The organism is Kocuria kalidii (assembly GCF_044462225.1).
Taxonomy (GTDB): domain Bacteria; phylum Actinomycetota; class Actinomycetes; order Actinomycetales; family Micrococcaceae; genus Kocuria; species Kocuria kalidii.
The window spans coordinates 48,706-63,793 of the sequence record NZ_JBISWJ010000075.1; the positions used below are offsets into that span (position 1 = coordinate 48,706).

At 72.2% G+C, this 15,088-nt stretch carries 15 protein-coding genes; 13 read left to right on the forward strand and 2 right to left on the reverse strand.

Annotation, left to right across the window (positions count from 1 at the left end):
* Positions 1 to 134 precede the first annotated feature (134 nt).
* The 5 genes from ACH9D3_RS10760 (at position 135) to ACH9D3_RS10780 (ending at position 5,344) form a co-directional block, all read left to right on the forward strand.
* Positions 135 to 1,010 (forward strand): PKD domain-containing protein, encoded by an 876-nt coding sequence (locus tag ACH9D3_RS10760; protein ID WP_396410887.1) that lies wholly within the window; start codon positions 135 to 137, stop codon positions 1,008 to 1,010.
* Positions 1,011 to 1,204: 194 nt separating this feature from the next.
* On the forward strand, positions 1,205 to 1,594 hold the full coding sequence (locus ACH9D3_RS10765) for a hypothetical protein (RefSeq protein ID WP_396410888.1): 390 nt from the start codon (positions 1,205 to 1,207) through the stop codon (positions 1,592 to 1,594).
* Positions 1,595 to 1,611: 17 nt separating this feature from the next.
* Positions 1,612 to 2,991, forward strand: coding sequence for a M4 family metallopeptidase (locus ACH9D3_RS10770; protein ID WP_396410889.1), 1,380 nt, complete (start codon positions 1,612 to 1,614; stop codon positions 2,989 to 2,991).
* Between the two features lie 77 nt (positions 2,992 to 3,068).
* Positions 3,069 to 3,401, forward strand: coding sequence for a protealysin inhibitor emfourin (locus ACH9D3_RS10775; RefSeq protein ID WP_396410890.1), 333 nt, complete (start codon positions 3,069 to 3,071; stop codon positions 3,399 to 3,401).
* A 356-nt stretch (positions 3,402 to 3,757) separates the two neighbouring features.
* The gene (locus ACH9D3_RS10780) at positions 3,758 to 5,344 is read left to right on the forward strand and encodes an aryl-sulfate sulfotransferase (protein ID WP_396410891.1); all 1,587 of its coding nucleotides are present in this window, start codon (positions 3,758 to 3,760) and stop codon (positions 5,342 to 5,344) included.
* 88 nt (positions 5,345 to 5,432) lie between these two features.
* Here the strand turns inward: ACH9D3_RS10780 and ACH9D3_RS10785 are convergent, their stop codons facing one another.
* Complete coding sequence (locus ACH9D3_RS10785) at positions 5,433 to 5,957, reverse strand: VOC family protein (protein ID WP_396410892.1); 525 nt, start codon at positions 5,955 to 5,957, stop codon at positions 5,433 to 5,435.
* A gap of 73 nt (positions 5,958 to 6,030) precedes the next feature.
* Here ACH9D3_RS10785 and ACH9D3_RS10790 point away from each other — a divergent pair, with 73 nt between their 5' ends.
* The 7 genes from ACH9D3_RS10790 to ACH9D3_RS10820 all read left to right on the forward strand — a co-directional run bounded on the left by ACH9D3_RS10790 (position 6,031) and on the right by ACH9D3_RS10820 (position 12,227).
* Positions 6,031 to 6,846 carry an AraC family transcriptional regulator gene (locus ACH9D3_RS10790; protein ID WP_396410893.1) on the forward strand — a complete coding sequence of 272 codons (816 nt, stop codon included), beginning with the start codon at positions 6,031 to 6,033 and terminating at the stop codon, positions 6,844 to 6,846.
* Between the two features lie 205 nt (positions 6,847 to 7,051).
* Positions 7,052 to 8,122, forward strand: coding sequence for an oxidoreductase (locus ACH9D3_RS10795; protein WP_396410894.1), 1,071 nt, complete (start codon positions 7,052 to 7,054; stop codon positions 8,120 to 8,122).
* Positions 8,123 to 8,221: 99 nt separating this feature from the next.
* Complete coding sequence (locus tag ACH9D3_RS10800) at positions 8,222 to 10,003, forward strand: HNH endonuclease signature motif containing protein (protein WP_396410895.1); 1,782 nt, start codon at positions 8,222 to 8,224, stop codon at positions 10,001 to 10,003.
* 278 nt (positions 10,004 to 10,281) lie between these two features.
* Positions 10,282 to 10,533 (forward strand): DUF3253 domain-containing protein, encoded by a 252-nt coding sequence (locus ACH9D3_RS10805; protein ID WP_396400125.1) that lies wholly within the window; start codon positions 10,282 to 10,284, stop codon positions 10,531 to 10,533.
* Positions 10,534 to 10,565: 32 nt separating this feature from the next.
* Entirely contained in the window at positions 10,566 to 11,294 is a 729-nt protein-coding gene (locus ACH9D3_RS10810) for a hypothetical protein (protein ID WP_396410896.1), read from the forward strand.
* Positions 11,295 to 11,303: 9 nt separating this feature from the next.
* Positions 11,304 to 11,819 carry a methylated-DNA--[protein]-cysteine S-methyltransferase gene (locus ACH9D3_RS10815; protein WP_396400127.1) on the forward strand — a complete coding sequence of 172 codons (516 nt, stop codon included), beginning with the start codon at positions 11,304 to 11,306 and terminating at the stop codon, positions 11,817 to 11,819.
* A 57-nt stretch (positions 11,820 to 11,876) separates the two neighbouring features.
* Complete coding sequence (locus ACH9D3_RS10820; protein WP_396400128.1) at positions 11,877 to 12,227, forward strand: cupin domain-containing protein; 351 nt, start codon at positions 11,877 to 11,879, stop codon at positions 12,225 to 12,227.
* Positions 12,228 to 12,346: 119 nt separating this feature from the next.
* Here ACH9D3_RS10820 and ACH9D3_RS10825 read toward each other — a convergent pair whose 3' ends face one another.
* On the reverse strand, positions 12,347 to 13,414 hold the full coding sequence (locus ACH9D3_RS10825) for a spore photoproduct lyase family protein (RefSeq protein WP_396410897.1): 1,068 nt from the start codon (positions 13,412 to 13,414) through the stop codon (positions 12,347 to 12,349).
* Positions 13,415 to 13,566: 152 nt separating this feature from the next.
* Between ACH9D3_RS10825 and ACH9D3_RS10830 the strand changes: the two genes are divergently transcribed.
* On the forward strand, positions 13,567 to 15,066 hold the full coding sequence (locus ACH9D3_RS10830) for an FAD-dependent oxidoreductase (protein ID WP_396400130.1): 1,500 nt from the start codon (positions 13,567 to 13,569) through the stop codon (positions 15,064 to 15,066).
* The last annotated feature ends 22 nt before the right edge of the window (positions 15,067 to 15,088 follow it).

A 15,088-nucleotide genomic window follows, 5' to 3' on the forward strand; every position in this document is an offset into this window, starting at 1 on the left:
GATCAGATGAATTGACGGGAGATGCCGCGCAGTCCAGGGGTTTTGGTGGGTCAAGGGCTGGCCAACGAGGCGTGCCAGAATTCAGTAATGCAACCGCGCGTGCGGCTGGTGATCAAGTAGTTCTCCAGATAGATATGGGCGTCGACTCTGACCGGGCACATGTCCCATCGCCTTTTCGGGGCTCTGGCACCGCGATTCCAGATATCTACAACCCGGACGAGGACCCGGCCTTCCAGAAAGCGCTGCGCCAGTACCTGAGCGACCAGGGGATCGACCAGCCTTTCAACCCGGACACGATCGCGCAGTCGAAGTCGCAGACGTTCAGCCTGCAGAACCCCTGCACCAACCGGACCGGCGACATCCTCGAGAACTGTCTGGCCGAGCGGAACTGCACCACGGCCGACGGTGGGGAGGGTGTGTACATGAACGTCGTGGTGCGGCAGGGCGAAGGTCCCAGGACCCCCTGGGGCGAGCCCATGTGCATCTCGGTCGCCGAGGCGGAGGGCGGGGAGGAGATCGTGGAGCTGCCGACCTTCACGCTGCAGGATTTCAGGACGCTCGCCGTCGCCCCCGCGGCCAGTGCTGTCCAGCCGGCGCCCGACACGCTGCGTGGCATGCACACCAACGTCTGGGCCGAGGCGCTGCCCCAGCAGTTCAGCACCGAGCTGGGCGGTTTCCCGGTGCAGGTGCGGGCCGTCCCGGTCCAGTACGCGTGGGACTACGGCGACGGGACCGCGCTCGGACCCACCGAGCTCAGCGGCGCCCCGCTCGCGGACGGGGCGTGGGACGTGGAGACCGACACCAGCCACGTCTACACCGAGACCGGCGACTACGCCGTCTCGCTCACCACCTGGTTCTCCGGCGAGTACTCCGTCGCGGGCGGTCCGTGGCTGCCCGTGGCAGGTCTCAACGACGTGGCGAGCGCGCCCGTGCCGATCAGCGTCTGGCGCTCCACGGTGCGCAACTACGCGGACGACTGCCTCGAGAACCCGCAGGGCTCCGGCTGCTGAATCCCGCGCCGGCCGGTACACCGTCGGATCCCGGTGGGATGATCGATGCACATGGTCCACCGGTCCCCGGAGGACCCGGCCGGCGGTCCGTTCCCACCAGGTGCTCGGTCCCACCCGTGACGTCGGGACGACGAGGACCTCTGGGCAGCGGTCCCGCCGGTGCCCGCCCACCGGACGAGGAAAGAGGCTGGACAGTGACGATCTCAGGTCCGTGGGTGCTCCACTTCAGCTGGGGCTGCACCGACGACTACGGCCGGGTGACCTTGGAGTTCAACCCGGACGGCACCTTCTCGGGCGGCGGCTTCTCGGGGTCCTGGCGGCAGCGCGAGGGAACCCTGCTGCTCCGCTTCGCCGACGGACCCGCCCAGTACGGCGGAACGATCACCGGCAGTGCGGGGGTGGGGGCGATGTCCACCTTCGACGGCTCGCCGGGCGGGTGCTGGTACCTGGTCAGGCCGGGATCCCCCGGCGGGCCGGAGGCGGCGGACAGCAGTGCCGGTCAGCCGGCGGACGTCGCCGGGCGGAGGCTGGACTCCGCAGGGCCGGCACCCGGCGCGCTGGACGCCGCGGGCAACCGGATCTGATGCGGGAACGTCAGGAGATGAGCACCATGGACCACGAACACCGGCGCGGACACGGCCCGTTCTGCGGCGTGATCCCGCCGTACGTGCACGAGCAGATGGCGGTGCACGGGGACGAGCGGACCCGCAAGAACGCCCTGGCCGCGCTCGCCGTGGACACCACGGTCCGCGCGGAGCGGCTGATCGCCGACCTGACCGCTCGGACCGTCGCGGCGCGGGCGACCGCCCACAAGGAGCGCAGGGTCCACTCGGCGGGCAACACCGCCGAGCTGCCGGGGACGCTCGTGCGCTCCGAGGGGGACCCCGCCGGCGAGGACCCCGCCGTCGACGAGGCCTACGACGGGCTCGGCGCCACGTTCGACCTGATGCAGGAGGTCTTCGGGCGCAACTCTCTCGACGACGCCGGGATGCCCCTGCTCGGCACGGTCCACTACCAGGACAGGTACAACAACGCGGCCTGGGACGGCCACCAGATGATCTTCGGGGACGGCGACGGCCAGTACTTCAACCGCTTCACCGCCGCCGTGGACGTCATCGGGCACGAGCTCGCCCACGGCGTCACCACGCACGAGTCGGACCTCCTGTACATGTACCAGTCCGGGGCGCTCAACGAGCACTTCTCCGACGTCGTCGGGGCCATGGTCAAGCAGTACGTGTCCGTTCCCCGGCAGACCGCGGCGGACGCCGACTGGGTCATCGGGGCCGGCCTGTTCACGAGTGCCGTCAACGGTGTCGGCCTCCGCTCGATGAAGGCCCCCGGCACCGCGTTCGACGACGCCGTGCTCGGCAAGGACCCGCAGCCCGACCACATGTCCCGCTTCGTGCACACCCTGGACGACAACGGAGGGGTGCACATCAACTCCGGGATCCCGAACCGGGCCTTCTACCTCGCGGCGACCGGGCTCGGCGGCTTCAGCTGGGACAAGGCCGGGCGGATCTGGTACGCCGCGATGCGGGACCCCGAGCTGCGGAGCCTGCGGTGGACCGCCCAGTTCACGGACTTCGCACGACTCACGGTCCAGCACGCCGCGGCTCTGTGCGGAGCCGCCGAGCAGGCCGTGGTGGCGGACGCGTGGCAGCAGGTGGGGATCGCCCCCGGCGCGGCTCGCTCCGCCGGCACCCTCGCGGGTGAGTGGGTGCTCCACTTCAGCTGGGGCTGCACGGACTCCTCCGCGCAGACGGCCCTCACGTTCCACGACGACGGGTCGTTCACCGGGGACCTGTCCGGGAAGTGGCACCGGCAGGACGGCACCCTGCTCCTGTCCTTCGACGCCGGCGCCGCCCAGTACGCGGGCACCCTCGCGGGCGACGTCGCCACCGGTGCCATGTCCACGTTCGAGGGGGCGGACGGCTGCTGGCAGCTGATCCGGCAGGGCACCACGGGTAGGATCGGGAACTGAGTCCTTCCCGGCCCCGCCGGTCCCCGCACAGGATCGGCCGGGTCCGACCCGCGTCCTACGAAGGGACGGTGCCGACCATGGCGAGAGTCAGCTACCGCGTCGAGGGCGGCATCGCGTACTTCCCCGGACTGGCCGTGGACCGGACCTTCGAGACCGAGGCCCTGCCGCAGGCGCAGAGGGACGCGCTCCTCGCCCTCTTCGAGACCGTCCGCGCGCAACGGCTGGGACCGCCCGCACCGACCGCCCGCCGCGGGGCGGCCGACCAGCGGTCCTACGTGATCGAGGTCCGGGAGAGCTCCGGCGTCCGGCGGCTCGTGGTGAGCGAGTTCGACCAGGACCCGGCGGCGCAGGAGCTCGTGGCGCGGCTGCGCGACTGCGCCGACCAGTGCGAGCCCGGCGAGGGGCGGTGAGGCGGACCCGAAGGGTCCGGTCCGGGACCGGAGCCCGCACGGGCGGCGCCGCCGGCAGCGTGCGACCACCCGGAGCGGCGCCGTCCGGCGGTCATCCGGGGTCATCCTGGGTCGCGGACATGCTTCTCGGCTGGGGCGTTTGCCTCCGCAACACCATTTCCCCTGATCAGAGGACCCTCCGGTGGCTACACTCGGCCGGACCTGACCGCCGCGCCCACCGCGAGGAGTCCGAGATGTCGAAGAGAGCCCGCGCTCGTTCCGTCACCCTTCTCACGGCGGCGGTCCTGGTCCTGTCGGGAAGCCCAGCCGTCGCGGTCACGCCTCCGCGAGTGCCGCAGCAGCCCGATGCTCCGCCCGTGGTGCCTGCCGCGGGGCAGCTGGTGGCCACGGCCGAGATCTTCCCGGAGGCCGACACGAACCTCTACACCGTCCGGGTCGCCCGCGACGGCGCTGCCGTGGAGCCCGGTGGGTTCGCCCTGGACGTGCAGCAGGTGGTCGACGCGACGCTGGAGGATCTGCAGACCCTGGGTTCTTCTCCCACGGACCCCCTGCTCGTGCTCAACCCTTACGGCACCAACACCACGGGTGTCTACGCCCAGTTCGAGACCGAGGACAACGGCACCCTGACCTACACCGTCAGCTCTCCCGGCACCGAGGACTTCACGCGCGTCGCCGAGGACCACGACCCGAGCGCCTCGTCGTTCGAGGGGCAGCTCATCGGGGTGGTCCCGGGTGTCGAGAACACCGTGACCACCACATGGCGACCCGACGGCGGCGAAGCCACGGAGTTCTCGTTCACCATGACCGCGCCGCCGAGCGCTGCGGGCGGTCTCACGACCCTCGACCGGACCGTGGAGGGGAACGCCGAGGAGCTCACCGAGGGGCTGTTCGCCGTCTCGGGCCTGCTGCGCCACCCCGACCACACCCTGTTCTACGACAACTCGGGCGTCCTGCGCGCCGAGTTCACGCATGACGGCTACCGCACGGACCGCCTGGAGTTCTACGACGGCACGGTCGTCACCACGGTCGCCGACAACGAGCTGGCCCGGATCGACGGCCTCGGCCGGGTCGTGGCCACCTACGTCCTCTCGGGCTACGAGATGCACCACGACTTCGATGTCACGGACGACGGGAAGGTCGTGATCCTGGCGACGGAGACCGCCAAGGACAGTGTGGAGGACGTCGTGGTGTCCTTGGACCTGCAGACCGGCACCTCCGAGAAGGTGGTCGACTTCACGGAACTCCTCGCCGACTACAAGTCCGGCACGCAGCCCTACGGCTCGGACGCGCTGGACGACTGGCTGCACCTGAACTCGGTCGACTGGTCCCCGGACGGCGACTCCGTGATCGTCAGCTCCCGCGAGACCTCCGCGATCCTGAAGGTCGACGACGTCCACGGGAGTCCCGCGATCGACTACATCATCGGGCAGCGCGAGGTCTGGGCCGGCACCGACGCCGAGGGCCTGCTCCTCGAGAAGACGGGGGACTTCCCGGACAGCGGCGGGCAGCACTCGGTGGTCCGCCACGACGACGAGGGGCTGGCGGAGGGCCAGTACCACCTCACGATGTTCGACAACAGGTTCTGGAGGATCGACAGCCGCCCGGACTACACGGGTCCCGCGCCCGCGGGAACCTCCCCGGTGTTCGGTGCGGACCCCTCCCTCCGCTCGGAGTACCGCAAGTACCTCGTCGACGAGAACGCGGGGACCTACACCCTGGTCGAGACGCTCCCCGTGCCCTACTCCGCGATCGTCAGCAACGTGCAGGACCTCGGTGGTCCGCTCCTGGTCAACAGCGGCCAGGCCATGACGTTCGCCGAGTACGACGCCCAGCGCGAGGTCGTCGCTCGCTTCGACTACGCCCTCGAGGGACCGGCCGAGAACGGCTTCGCCTACCGGGTGCTGAAATACGGGTTCGGAGACTTCTGGTTCGCCGCGTCCTGAACCGTCCCGCCCGCAGCACCGGGCCCCCGGTCGCGTTCGAGAAGGTGGGGATGCGAGGAGGGGGCGTGCGAGGACCGTGCCCTGGCCCTCATCCCTGCCCCGCCGACTCCGCCCACTCGGCGACGCGGGTACTGCTCTGCTCCTCGGAGAGGTCCTCGACCCGGGTCATGACCGACCAGCGGACGCCGAACGGGTCGCGGATGCTGCCGTAGCGGTCGCCGGAGACGAACGTGCTGACCGGCTCGCGGACCGTGGCGCCGGCGGCGACGGCGCGTGCCACCACGTCGTCGACGTCCGGGACGTAGAGACCCAGGGAGTAGCAGTCGTCGTCCCCCGCGGGCGGGGCCACCAGGTGGAAGGCGGGATTCACCTCGCCCAGCTGGAGACGTCCGTTGCCGAGGTCGAGAGTGGCGTGCACGACGACGGGCGTCCCGTCCGGCCCCGGCATGTCGGTGCGGTCGACGAGGTCGGCGCCGAGAACGCGGGTGTAGAACCCGATCGCCGCGCCGGCGTCGACCACGGCGAGGAACGGGGTGAGGGACGTGAACCCGTGCGGCGTCCCGTCGGTGGTGTGTGCTCCGGTGACCCCACGGAGGTTCTGCTCTGTGCTCATGCCCCGAGCCTAGGGAGCGGTCCGCGGCCGGTCTTGAAGATTCCCGCCACCCTCCGCTGACTACGCTCGTGCCATGAGCGAGCCGCCCACCACGCGGGGCCACCTCACCCCGGGACCGCGCGCCACGGTCGCGCGGCTGCCCGCGCCCGACGACGTCGCCCACCTCGTCCGGCAGCTGTGGATCCCCGAGTGGGACCTGCCGGCGGGGGAACGGATCGAGCAGCTGGTGCTGGGGTATCCGGCGAGCAACGTGGTGGTCGAGCCGGACGGGGTGACGCTGCACGGGCCCACGAGCCGCGCGTCCACCCGGGTGCTGACGGGCCGGGGCTGGGCGGTCGGTGCGCTGCTGCGCCCGGCGGGGGTCCTGCTGTTCACGCAGCACCCGGCGGAGCTCCTCGACGGGTCGGTGCGCCTGGACGTCCTCGGACTGTGCCCGGCCGTCGCGCGGGCCATGTCGGCGCCGGACCCGTCCGAGCGGCACGAGCGTGCGGCGGCCCTGCTCGCCGACCACGTCCGGGCCCTGGCGGTCGGCCGGCCCCGTGGCGAGGCGCAGGACGGTGCCGTGGCCAACCGCATGGTCGACCTCGTCGAGGCGGGTGCCGGGGTAGGGGGCCCGGCCGATCTCGCCCGGCGGCTGCACGTGTCCGAGCGCTCGCTGCAGCGGCTCGCGGCCCGGTACGTGGGCATGCCGCCCCAGCTGCTGCTCCGCCGTCGTCGCCTCCAGGAGGCGGCCGAACGGATGCGCGCGGATCCGGCGGCGGACCTGGGGGCGCTCGCCGCGGAACTGGGCTTCGCGGACCAGTCACACCTCACCCGGGAGTTCCGGTCGGTGCTGGGCGACACCCCGCGCGGCTACGGCCGTGCCCGGTCGGGTCGAGAGGACGGCTGAGCGGCCCCGGGGTTCCGGCTCGGGCGACAGCGCCGGGTCGACGGCCCACTGCCCCGTCCACGGCCCCCGGGGGTGTGGGTCCTGCCGGCTGTGAGGAACGAGACAGCCGCGGTGCAAATAACTTCGGGGCATCTTCCGTTGACACGGAAAGAACCAGTGAACTGACACGAACCCGACGAAAGGCCGATCCGTGCCGAACTCCTCCTTGTCCACCCCCCTCTCCCTCGGCTCCCTCGAGCTGCCGAACCGGCTCGTCATGGCGCCGCTCACCCGGATGCGCTCCGGCCGTGACGGCGTCCCCGGCGAGCTCAACGTCGAGCACTACACCCAGCGGGCGTCCCTGGGCCTCATCGTCACCGAGGGCACGTACCCGGACGCGGCGGGGCAGGGCTTCCCCTACCAGCCCGGCATCGAGACGCCGGAGCAGGTCGAGGGCTGGCGCCGGGTGGCCGAGAGCGTCCACGCGGCCGACGGCCGGCTGTTCCTGCAGGTCATGCATGCCGGGCGCGTGACGCACCCGGACATCAACGGCGGCTACGAGGCCGTCGCTCCGAGCGCTGTCGCGATCGAGGGGAAGGCGCACACCTACGCCGGCAAGGCCGACTACCCCGTTCCGCACGCCCTGACCGCCGACGAGCTGCCGGCCGTGATGGAGTCCTTCGTGCGGGCCGCGCGGAATGCGATCGAGGCGGGTCTGGACGGCGTGGAGATCCACGGCGCCAACGGCTACCTGCTGCACGAGTTCCTGGCTCCCGGCGCCAACCAGCGCACCGACGGGCACGGCGGCTCCCCGGAGAACCGCGCCCGCTTCGTGGTCGAGGTCGTCCGCGCCGTCGCCGAGGCGATCGGCGCGGAGAAGGTCGGTCTGCGGATCTCGCCCGAGCACAACATCCAGGACGCCTGGGAGACGGACCACGACGACGTCCGGGCCACGTACGGCGCACTCGTCGACGGCATCGGGGACCTCGGGATCGCCTACCTCTCGGTCCTGCACAAGGACCCGGCGGGGGAGTTCGTGCAGTGGCTGCGCTCCCGCTTCGGCGGCGCGTTCCTGGCCAACAGCGGCTTCAGCGACGTCCCGACCACCCGCGAGGAGGGCGTGCGGCTGATCGAGGAGGGCGCCGCGGACGGCGTGGTCGTCGGTCGTCCGGCGATCGCGAACCCGGACCTTGCGCGGCGCTGGGCGGAGGGCCTGCCGGAGAACGTGCCGGATCCGCGGACCTTCTACACGCAGGGTGCCGAGGGCTACACGGACTACCCGTTCGCACAGGTCTGAGCCGCATCCGGGCCCCCGCGCCGGCGGTGACCCGGACCGGTCCGAGGTGGTGACCCGTCTCACGCCTTGGCGTGTCCGAGCTGGCTGGGACCATGGAGCATGACCACCACCGCCGTCCCGCCGTGGAGCCTGGCAGACGCCCTCCGGGAGGAGACGGACCTGGCCGAGATCGGCCGGGAGTTCTCCGACGGCGTGCGGGAGCTCGTCGCGGAGGCCCGTGCCGAGTCCCGGGCGGCAGGACACCAGTACCGGCTCCTCCACCGTCTGTGGCAGCTGCAGGAGGAGGCCCGGGAGCAGCGCTGGGCGGTGGAGGCGCACTGGCTGCCCGCCGAACTCGACCGGTTGGGTCCGAACTCCCTCGAGCCCGAGGAGCAGACGCTGCGGGACGTGGCCGACGAGGTCGGCCCGGCCCTCCGCCTCCCCGCGGGCACCGCACTGCGACGTGTCGAGGACGCCGTGCTGCTCGGGGAGTCGCTGCCCGAGGTCCTCGACGCCCTGGAACAAGGCCTTCTGGGGGCTCGGCAGGCGGGCGTGCTCGTCGAGCTGTGGCGCGAGCTCGTGTGGGACGCGGCCGGCCTGCCGCAGGCGTTGCGGGTGCCGGTCGAGGCCGTCCGCCGGATCGCCGAGGAGCTGCTCCTCCGGGCGCCGGACAGCACCGTGGCCCAGCTGCGCGCCCTCGCCCGCCGGCGTCGCGCGGGCCTGCTGCGGGAGACCGAGGAGCAGCGACACCGGCTGGCGCTCCGGGACCGGTGCGTGTGGGTCGAACCCCGGGCGGACGGCATGGCGCAGCTGTGCGCCCTGCTGGACGCGGCCACCGCGCACGCGATCCAGGACCGTCTCGACGCGCTCGCCGACCGCACGGACCCCGCCGCACCGGCCTCGGTCCCCGCCTCGTCAGCACCAGGCCAGCGGGTCCCCGAGCAGCCCGCCCCCGAACAGCCGGTTCGAGGAAAGTCCGTCCCGGTGCTCCCGGTGCTCCCGGTGCTCCCGGTGCTCCCGGTCCTGCCGCCGCCGGACGGCGGGGCGTCCGATTCCCGCGCCGGCGCTCCGGCGGGGCGCACGGTGCCCCAGCTGCGGGCCGACGTGCTGGCGGACCTGCTGCTCGACGGCGAGCCCGCCGACCTGCCCGAGCAGCTGCGCGGCATCCGCGGGCACGTCACGGTCACCGTGCCCGCCCTCGCGCTGCTCCGGAGCACGGGGGAGGTCCCCGAAGATGACGTCGACGACCGACCGGATGCCTTCCGCTGCGCGGAGCTCGAGGGCTACGGGCCCATTCCGGTGAGCCTGGCCGAGCGGCTCGCGGCCCGCGCGCCGTCCTGGTCCCGCATCCTCACCCACCCCGTCACCGGGACCGTCCTGGACCGGGACCGCACCACCTACGCCGTCCCCGCCGACCTCAAGCACCGCCTGAGGATCCGTGACGGCACGTGCCGCTTCCCGGGCTGCCGTCGGCGGGCGTCGCACTGCGACCTCGACCACACGGTGGCCTGGGTCGACGGAGGACCGACCTCGGCGGACAACCTCGCGCACCTGTGCCGGCACCACCACCTGGTCAAGCACCGGGACGGCCCGCTGGGCCGGTGGCAGGTGGAGCACGTGGCACTCGGGCATTCCGAGTCCGGGCGCGGAGATCCACGTCCCGGTGAGCCACGCTGTGGAGAGCTACGTCCTGGCGAGCACGGTCCCGGAGTGGCCGGGTGCACCGGTTCCCTGGAGCGGCACGGCGTGCTGGAGTGGACGTCCCCCGCCGGACAGGTCCACCGGACATATCCCCAGGAGTACCGCCACCCGGATCCGACCCCGGACCGCGTGCCACGGCCAGGACCGCGGTCCTGCTCTCGACCGGGTCCGGGGCCGGCCGATGACCCGCCGCCGTTCTGAGGTCCCGGCACCCATGGTGGCTCCTGCACGCAGGCCCGGAACACCGGACCAGTACACCGGACGTGCACGCTGGTCCAGCACACCGGACCAGCACAGCGGACCAGCACACCGGACCAGTACACCGGACGTGCACGCTGGTCCAGCACATCGGACGTGCACGCTGGTCCAGCACATCGGACGTGCACGCTGGTCCAGCACATCGGACGTGCACGCTGGTCCGGCACACCGGACCTGCACGCTGGTCCGGCACACCGGTCAAGCACCTCGAGGAGCCGCCCGTGACCGCCCCGACGCCCGCCGAGATCCGCTCGGTCCTGCTCGACCTGGTGCGCCGCCGCGGACCGGACAAGACCGTCTGCCCCTCCGAGGCGGCCCGCGCCCTGGCACCCACCGGCTGGCGAGAGCTGATGGAGGACGTGCGTCAGGAGGCGTACCGGCTGGCCGACGACGGACTCGTGGACATCACCCAGCAGGGCCGCAGGGTCGACGGCCGGACGGCAGGCGGGCCGATCCGCGTCCGTCTCCGCTGAGCCGGAGGCCGGCCACGGGTACCGTGTGGGCCATGACGACCGCACCCATCAGCGCCCTGCTCGGATCCGCCGCCCGCGCGCCGTTCGTCCTCCTCAAGCAGTTCCGGCCGCACCGGCCCATCCACTCGGAGGGCGTCGGGCTCGACGGCATGCTCACCCGGACGGGCGGCGGCACCAGTGGCATCCGCTGGATCGACGAGGTCGGTGAGGACCCCGTACGGGCTCGTTTCTCCCGGTCCGCCGGCTTCCCGCAGGGGTGGCCCGACATCCTGGGACTCGCCCTGCGCTGCCCCGTGCCGCCCTCCGGACAGATGGAGGGCCGCAGCGACGGCCGGGCCGACATCCTTCTCGCGACCGCCGGCAGCGGACGGATCTCGCGCTTCGTGCCGACGTTCCACCGGTACGTGCCGGGCGGCGCGTTCGCGTCCTTCATGCCCTACCGCGGCCTGAACGGCCCTGTGCTGGTCGCGGCGCACCCCGAGCCGCGCACGGAGCGCCTGCCGGCCCGCCTCGACCGGTTCCGGTCCTCGGTCGCCGCCGAACCGTGGGTCCTCGGACTGTACTGGGCCACACCGCTCGGTCCGTGGCGGCGCTTCGGGACGGTCGAGCTCGGGCCCGGCGTGCCCTTCGGGGACGACGAACGCTTCGACCCTCTGCTCAACGTGCCCACGGGCGCCGAGAACTACGAGTGGACCTACCGGCTGCGGGAACCGTCCTACACCCTGGCCCGCGTCCCCGGCAGGCGGTCGGGCCGGGCGTAGACTCGGCCCATGGGACTGAGACTGAGGCCCGCACCCACCACCGCAACCGTCCGCCGGCACGCCCTCGTGGACTCGCCCATCGGCCCGCTGGCGCTCGTCGAGGAGGGCGGGGCCCTCGTGGCGCTCTCCGTCGAGGGCGCCCGGGAGGGGCCCGTCCCTCCGTCCTTCGGGGCGCGCGACGACGAGCTGCTCCCGCACGTCCGCGAGCAGCTCGACGAGTACTTCGCGGGACGCCTGCAGGAGTTCGACGCCGACGTGGTGCTGCACGGGACGCCGTTCCAGGTGCGTGTGTGGAACGCCCTCGCGCAGATCCCGTACGGCACGACCGGCACCTACGGGCAGGTCGCACGCACGGTCGGGGCGCCCCGGGCCGCCCAGGCGGTCGGGGCCGCCAACGGCCGCAACCCCGTGAGCCTGCTGGTCCCGTGCCACCGGATCATCGGCGCCGGCGGGCGGCTCACCGGCTACGCCGGAGGCATGGCGCGCAAGGAGTACCTGCTGCGCCTCGAAGGCGTGCTGCTCTGATGGCCCACCCCGAACCTCGCGCGATCCCCCGACGCTGACGCTCCACCAGGAGGACCCATGCCCCGCCTCGACGACCTCACCACCACGAACCTGGAGAAGGCGCGTGCGTCGGGAGCCGGGCGCAGCGCGGAACTGGTGGTCCACGACGGCGTGCTGCGCCAGACGGTGATGGCGCTGTGCGCCGGCACGGAGCTCGCCGAGCACGTTGCCCCGCCCGCCGCCACCCTCCAGCTCCTCCGCGGCCGGATCCGCGTGCTCAAGCGCGGTCAGCTCGCCGAGGAGCTCACGGCCGGGGAGCTGCTCTCCCTCACCGACTCCCGGCACTCGGTGGAGGCCCTGGAGGACTCGGTGTTCCTGCTGACCACGGTCTCCCGGCCGTCGGACGGGAGCAATCCCCGGGTGGCGTGAGCCGGGGAGCGTGAGCTGGGTGACGTGGGCCGGGGAGCATGGACCGGGGAGCGTGAGCTGGGTGACGTGAGTCGGGGAACGTGGACCGAGGCGCGTGAGCGGGGGAGCGTGAGCCCGGCTCAGAACGCGTAGCGGACGTCGCAGTACGGCAGCTTCTCGTGCAGCAGTTGCAGGAACTGCTCCAGGTACCGCTGCTTGTCGCGGAAGCGGTAGCGCACGTTCAGGGCACCGTTCTGGGAGCGCTTGGTCTCCTGCAGGTCCGGCCGCCACAGCACCTCCTCGGCCTTGGGGTGCCACTGCGTGTTGACCTCGTGGAGCTGGGCGTTGTGGGTCAGGAAGATGACCTCCGAGGCCAGCTGCTCCTTGGCCGCGGCGCTCAGGCCGGCGTCGAGCTGATCGAAGAGCTCGGCCCAGTCCGCCAGCCAGGTGTCCGTCACGATCACCGGCGAGAAGTTCACGTGCACCTCGTACCCGGCCGCCACGAAGTCGTCGATGGCCGCGATCCGCTCCGGCACCGGGGTGGTCCGGATGTCCGTCAGCTTGGCCAGGTGTGCCGGCATCAGCGAGAACCGGACCCGGGTCCGCCCCTGCGGGTCCCAGTCCAGCAGCTCCCGGTTCACGTACTTCGTGGCGAAGGACGCCTTCGCCGTGGGATGGCCGCGGAACAGGTCCACGAGGTCGTGCACGTTCTCGCTGAGCAGCGCGTCCACCGAGCAGTCGCTGTTCTCCCCGAGGTCGTAGACCCACGCGTGCGGGTCGCACTGGTTGGGCTCCGGCTTGGCGCCCTGCCGGCGGATGTGCCGGTCCAGGTACCCGGAGATCTGCTCGATGTTGGCGAAGACCGTCACCGGGTTGCTGTAGCCCTTCCGGCGGGGCACGTAGCAGTACGCGCAGGCCATGGCGCACCCGTTGGCCGTGGACGGCGCGATGAAGTCCGCCGACCGGCCGTTGGGCCGCGCCGCCAGCGACTTCTTGACGCCCAGCACCAGCGCCTCGCGCTTGATCCGCACCCACCGTCGCGCGTTGGTCTCGTCCCCGTGCAGCTCCGGGATCTGCCAGTGGCTCGGGACCTCCACCAGGGTGGCGGCCGGCCATCGCTCGAGGATCTCCCGCCCCCGGGGCAGCTCGGCGGCCGCCGGCTCGTAGTAGATGCGGGTGATGTCGACCAGCGACGGATCGGGGGGCATGGGCAGGAGTCTAGGAAGCGCCTCCGACAACCGGCTCGTGGCGTCCTCCCCGGAAATGGACAGTGGACTTCACACCTGGTGGCCGTAAGGATGGCCTCAGGATCCGATCGCAGCGACCACTCCGGCAGCAACGACCACGAGGGAGCTTCCCCATGAAATCCATTTGGCTCGACACGTACGAGGTGCCGGCCGCGGCGCCGGACCAGTTCGTCCCGGGTGCGCACTACGACACCGTGGTCGCGGGTGCCGGACTGACCGGTCTGACCACCGCGGTGCTGCTGGCGCGTGCGGGCCAGCGGGTCGCCGTGCTCGAGGCGCGCTCCGTGGGTGCCGTCACCACGGGCAACACCACGGCGAAGCTGTCCCTGCTGCAGGGCACCACGCTCTCGAAGATCCACCGGCACCAGTCGGACGAGGTGCTCCGCGCCTACGCGGACGGGAACCGGGAGGGCATGGAGTGGCTGGTGCGCTACCTCGAGGAGCGCGGGGTCCCGTTCCAGCGCCGGGCCGCCTACACCTACGCCACGACGTCCAAGGGTGCCTCCGCCTTGCGTAAGGAGCTCGATGCCGCCGGCGTCGCCGGTCTGGACATGAACTGGACCCGTGACACCGGGCTCCCCTTCCAGGTCTCCGGGGCCATCACGATGCCGGACCAGGTCCAGTTCCACCCCATGGAGGTGCTCGGCGCCCTCGCCGCCGAGCTGAGGGAGCTCGGCGGGACGCTCGTGGAGGGCGTCCGGATCACCGGTGCCGGTGTCCGCTCGCCCCTGACGGTGCAGACCTCCCATGGCTCGGTCCAGGCCGACCGGCTCGTGCTGGCCACGGGCATCCCGGTCCTGGACCGCGGCGGGTATTTTGCGAAGCTCTCCCCGAACCGCTCCTACGCCCTGACCTACCGGGTCCCCGGGGCGCCGGCGTCCATTCCCGAGGGCATGTACATCACCGCGGACAGCCCCGACCGCACGCTGCGCACCGTGCCGGTCGGCGGCGAGGAGCTGCTGCTGGTGGGCGGCAACGACCACGTGGTGGGGCGCTCCGAGTCCCCGCAGGCCGCCGTGGACGACCTCGAGGCCTGGACGCAGCGCTGGTTCCCGGGAGCCGAGCGCACCCACGCGTGGGCGGCCCAGGACTACAAGTCGATCAACCTCATCCCCTTCATCGGCACCCTGCCGCGCGGCGGCGGCAACATCTTCATCGCCACCGGTTACAACAAGTGGGGGATGACCAACGCGGTCGCCGCCTCGATCGCGCTGAGCGCCGAGATCCTCGGGGGCAGCATCCCGTGGGCCAGGACGCTGGGCCGGCGCGTGACCACGCCGTCGGACATCCTCACCACCCTGCGGGTCAACCTGGGCGTGGGCGTCAACGCGCCCAAGGACTGGCTCAAGGCCGAGCTCAAGGAGCTTCCGGCGGGGACCCCCGCGGAGGGGGAGGGCGTGGTCGGCCGCGAGCACGGGCTCCCCGTGGCCGTGTCCACCGTCGACGGAACCACCTGCAAGGTCTCCGGCATCTGCACGCACCTCGGCGGCGTGCTGCGCTGGAACGACGCCGAGCACTCGTGGGACTGCCCCCTGCACGGCTCGCGCTTCGCCGCGGACGGGTCCCTGCTCGAAGGCCCGGCGGTGAAGGACCTGCCCCGGACCGGGCACTGATCCTCCCCGGACGCAGCGGCGG

Excerpts from the sequence above, each read along its gene's own strand:
- ACH9D3_RS10770 (WP_396410889.1), top strand. The coding sequence starts at position 1,612 with ATGAGCACCATGGACCACGAACACCGGCGCGGACACGGCCCGTTCTGC.
- ACH9D3_RS10775 (WP_396410890.1), top strand. The coding sequence starts at position 3,069 with ATGGCGAGAGTCAGCTACCGCGTCGAGGGCGGCATCGCGTACTTCCCC.
- ACH9D3_RS10790 (WP_396410893.1), top strand. The coding sequence starts at position 6,031 with ATGAGCGAGCCGCCCACCACGCGGGGCCACCTCACCCCGGGACCGCGC.
- ACH9D3_RS10760 (WP_396410887.1), top strand. The coding sequence starts at position 135 with ATGGGCGTCGACTCTGACCGGGCACATGTCCCATCGCCTTTTCGGGGC.
- ACH9D3_RS10810 (WP_396410896.1), top strand. The coding sequence starts at position 10,566 with ATGACGACCGCACCCATCAGCGCCCTGCTCGGATCCGCCGCCCGCGCG.
- ACH9D3_RS10820 (WP_396400128.1), top strand. The coding sequence starts at position 11,877 with ATGCCCCGCCTCGACGACCTCACCACCACGAACCTGGAGAAGGCGCGT.
- ACH9D3_RS10785 (WP_396410892.1), bottom strand. The coding sequence starts at position 5,957 with ATGAGCACAGAGCAGAACCTCCGTGGGGTCACCGGAGCACACACCACC.
- ACH9D3_RS10830 (WP_396400130.1), top strand. The coding sequence starts at position 13,567 with ATGAAATCCATTTGGCTCGACACGTACGAGGTGCCGGCCGCGGCGCCG.
- ACH9D3_RS10800 (WP_396410895.1), top strand. The coding sequence starts at position 8,222 with ATGACCACCACCGCCGTCCCGCCGTGGAGCCTGGCAGACGCCCTCCGG.
- ACH9D3_RS10815 (WP_396400127.1), top strand. The coding sequence starts at position 11,304 with ATGGGACTGAGACTGAGGCCCGCACCCACCACCGCAACCGTCCGCCGG.
- ACH9D3_RS10825 (WP_396410897.1), bottom strand. The coding sequence starts at position 13,414 with ATGCCCCCCGATCCGTCGCTGGTCGACATCACCCGCATCTACTACGAG.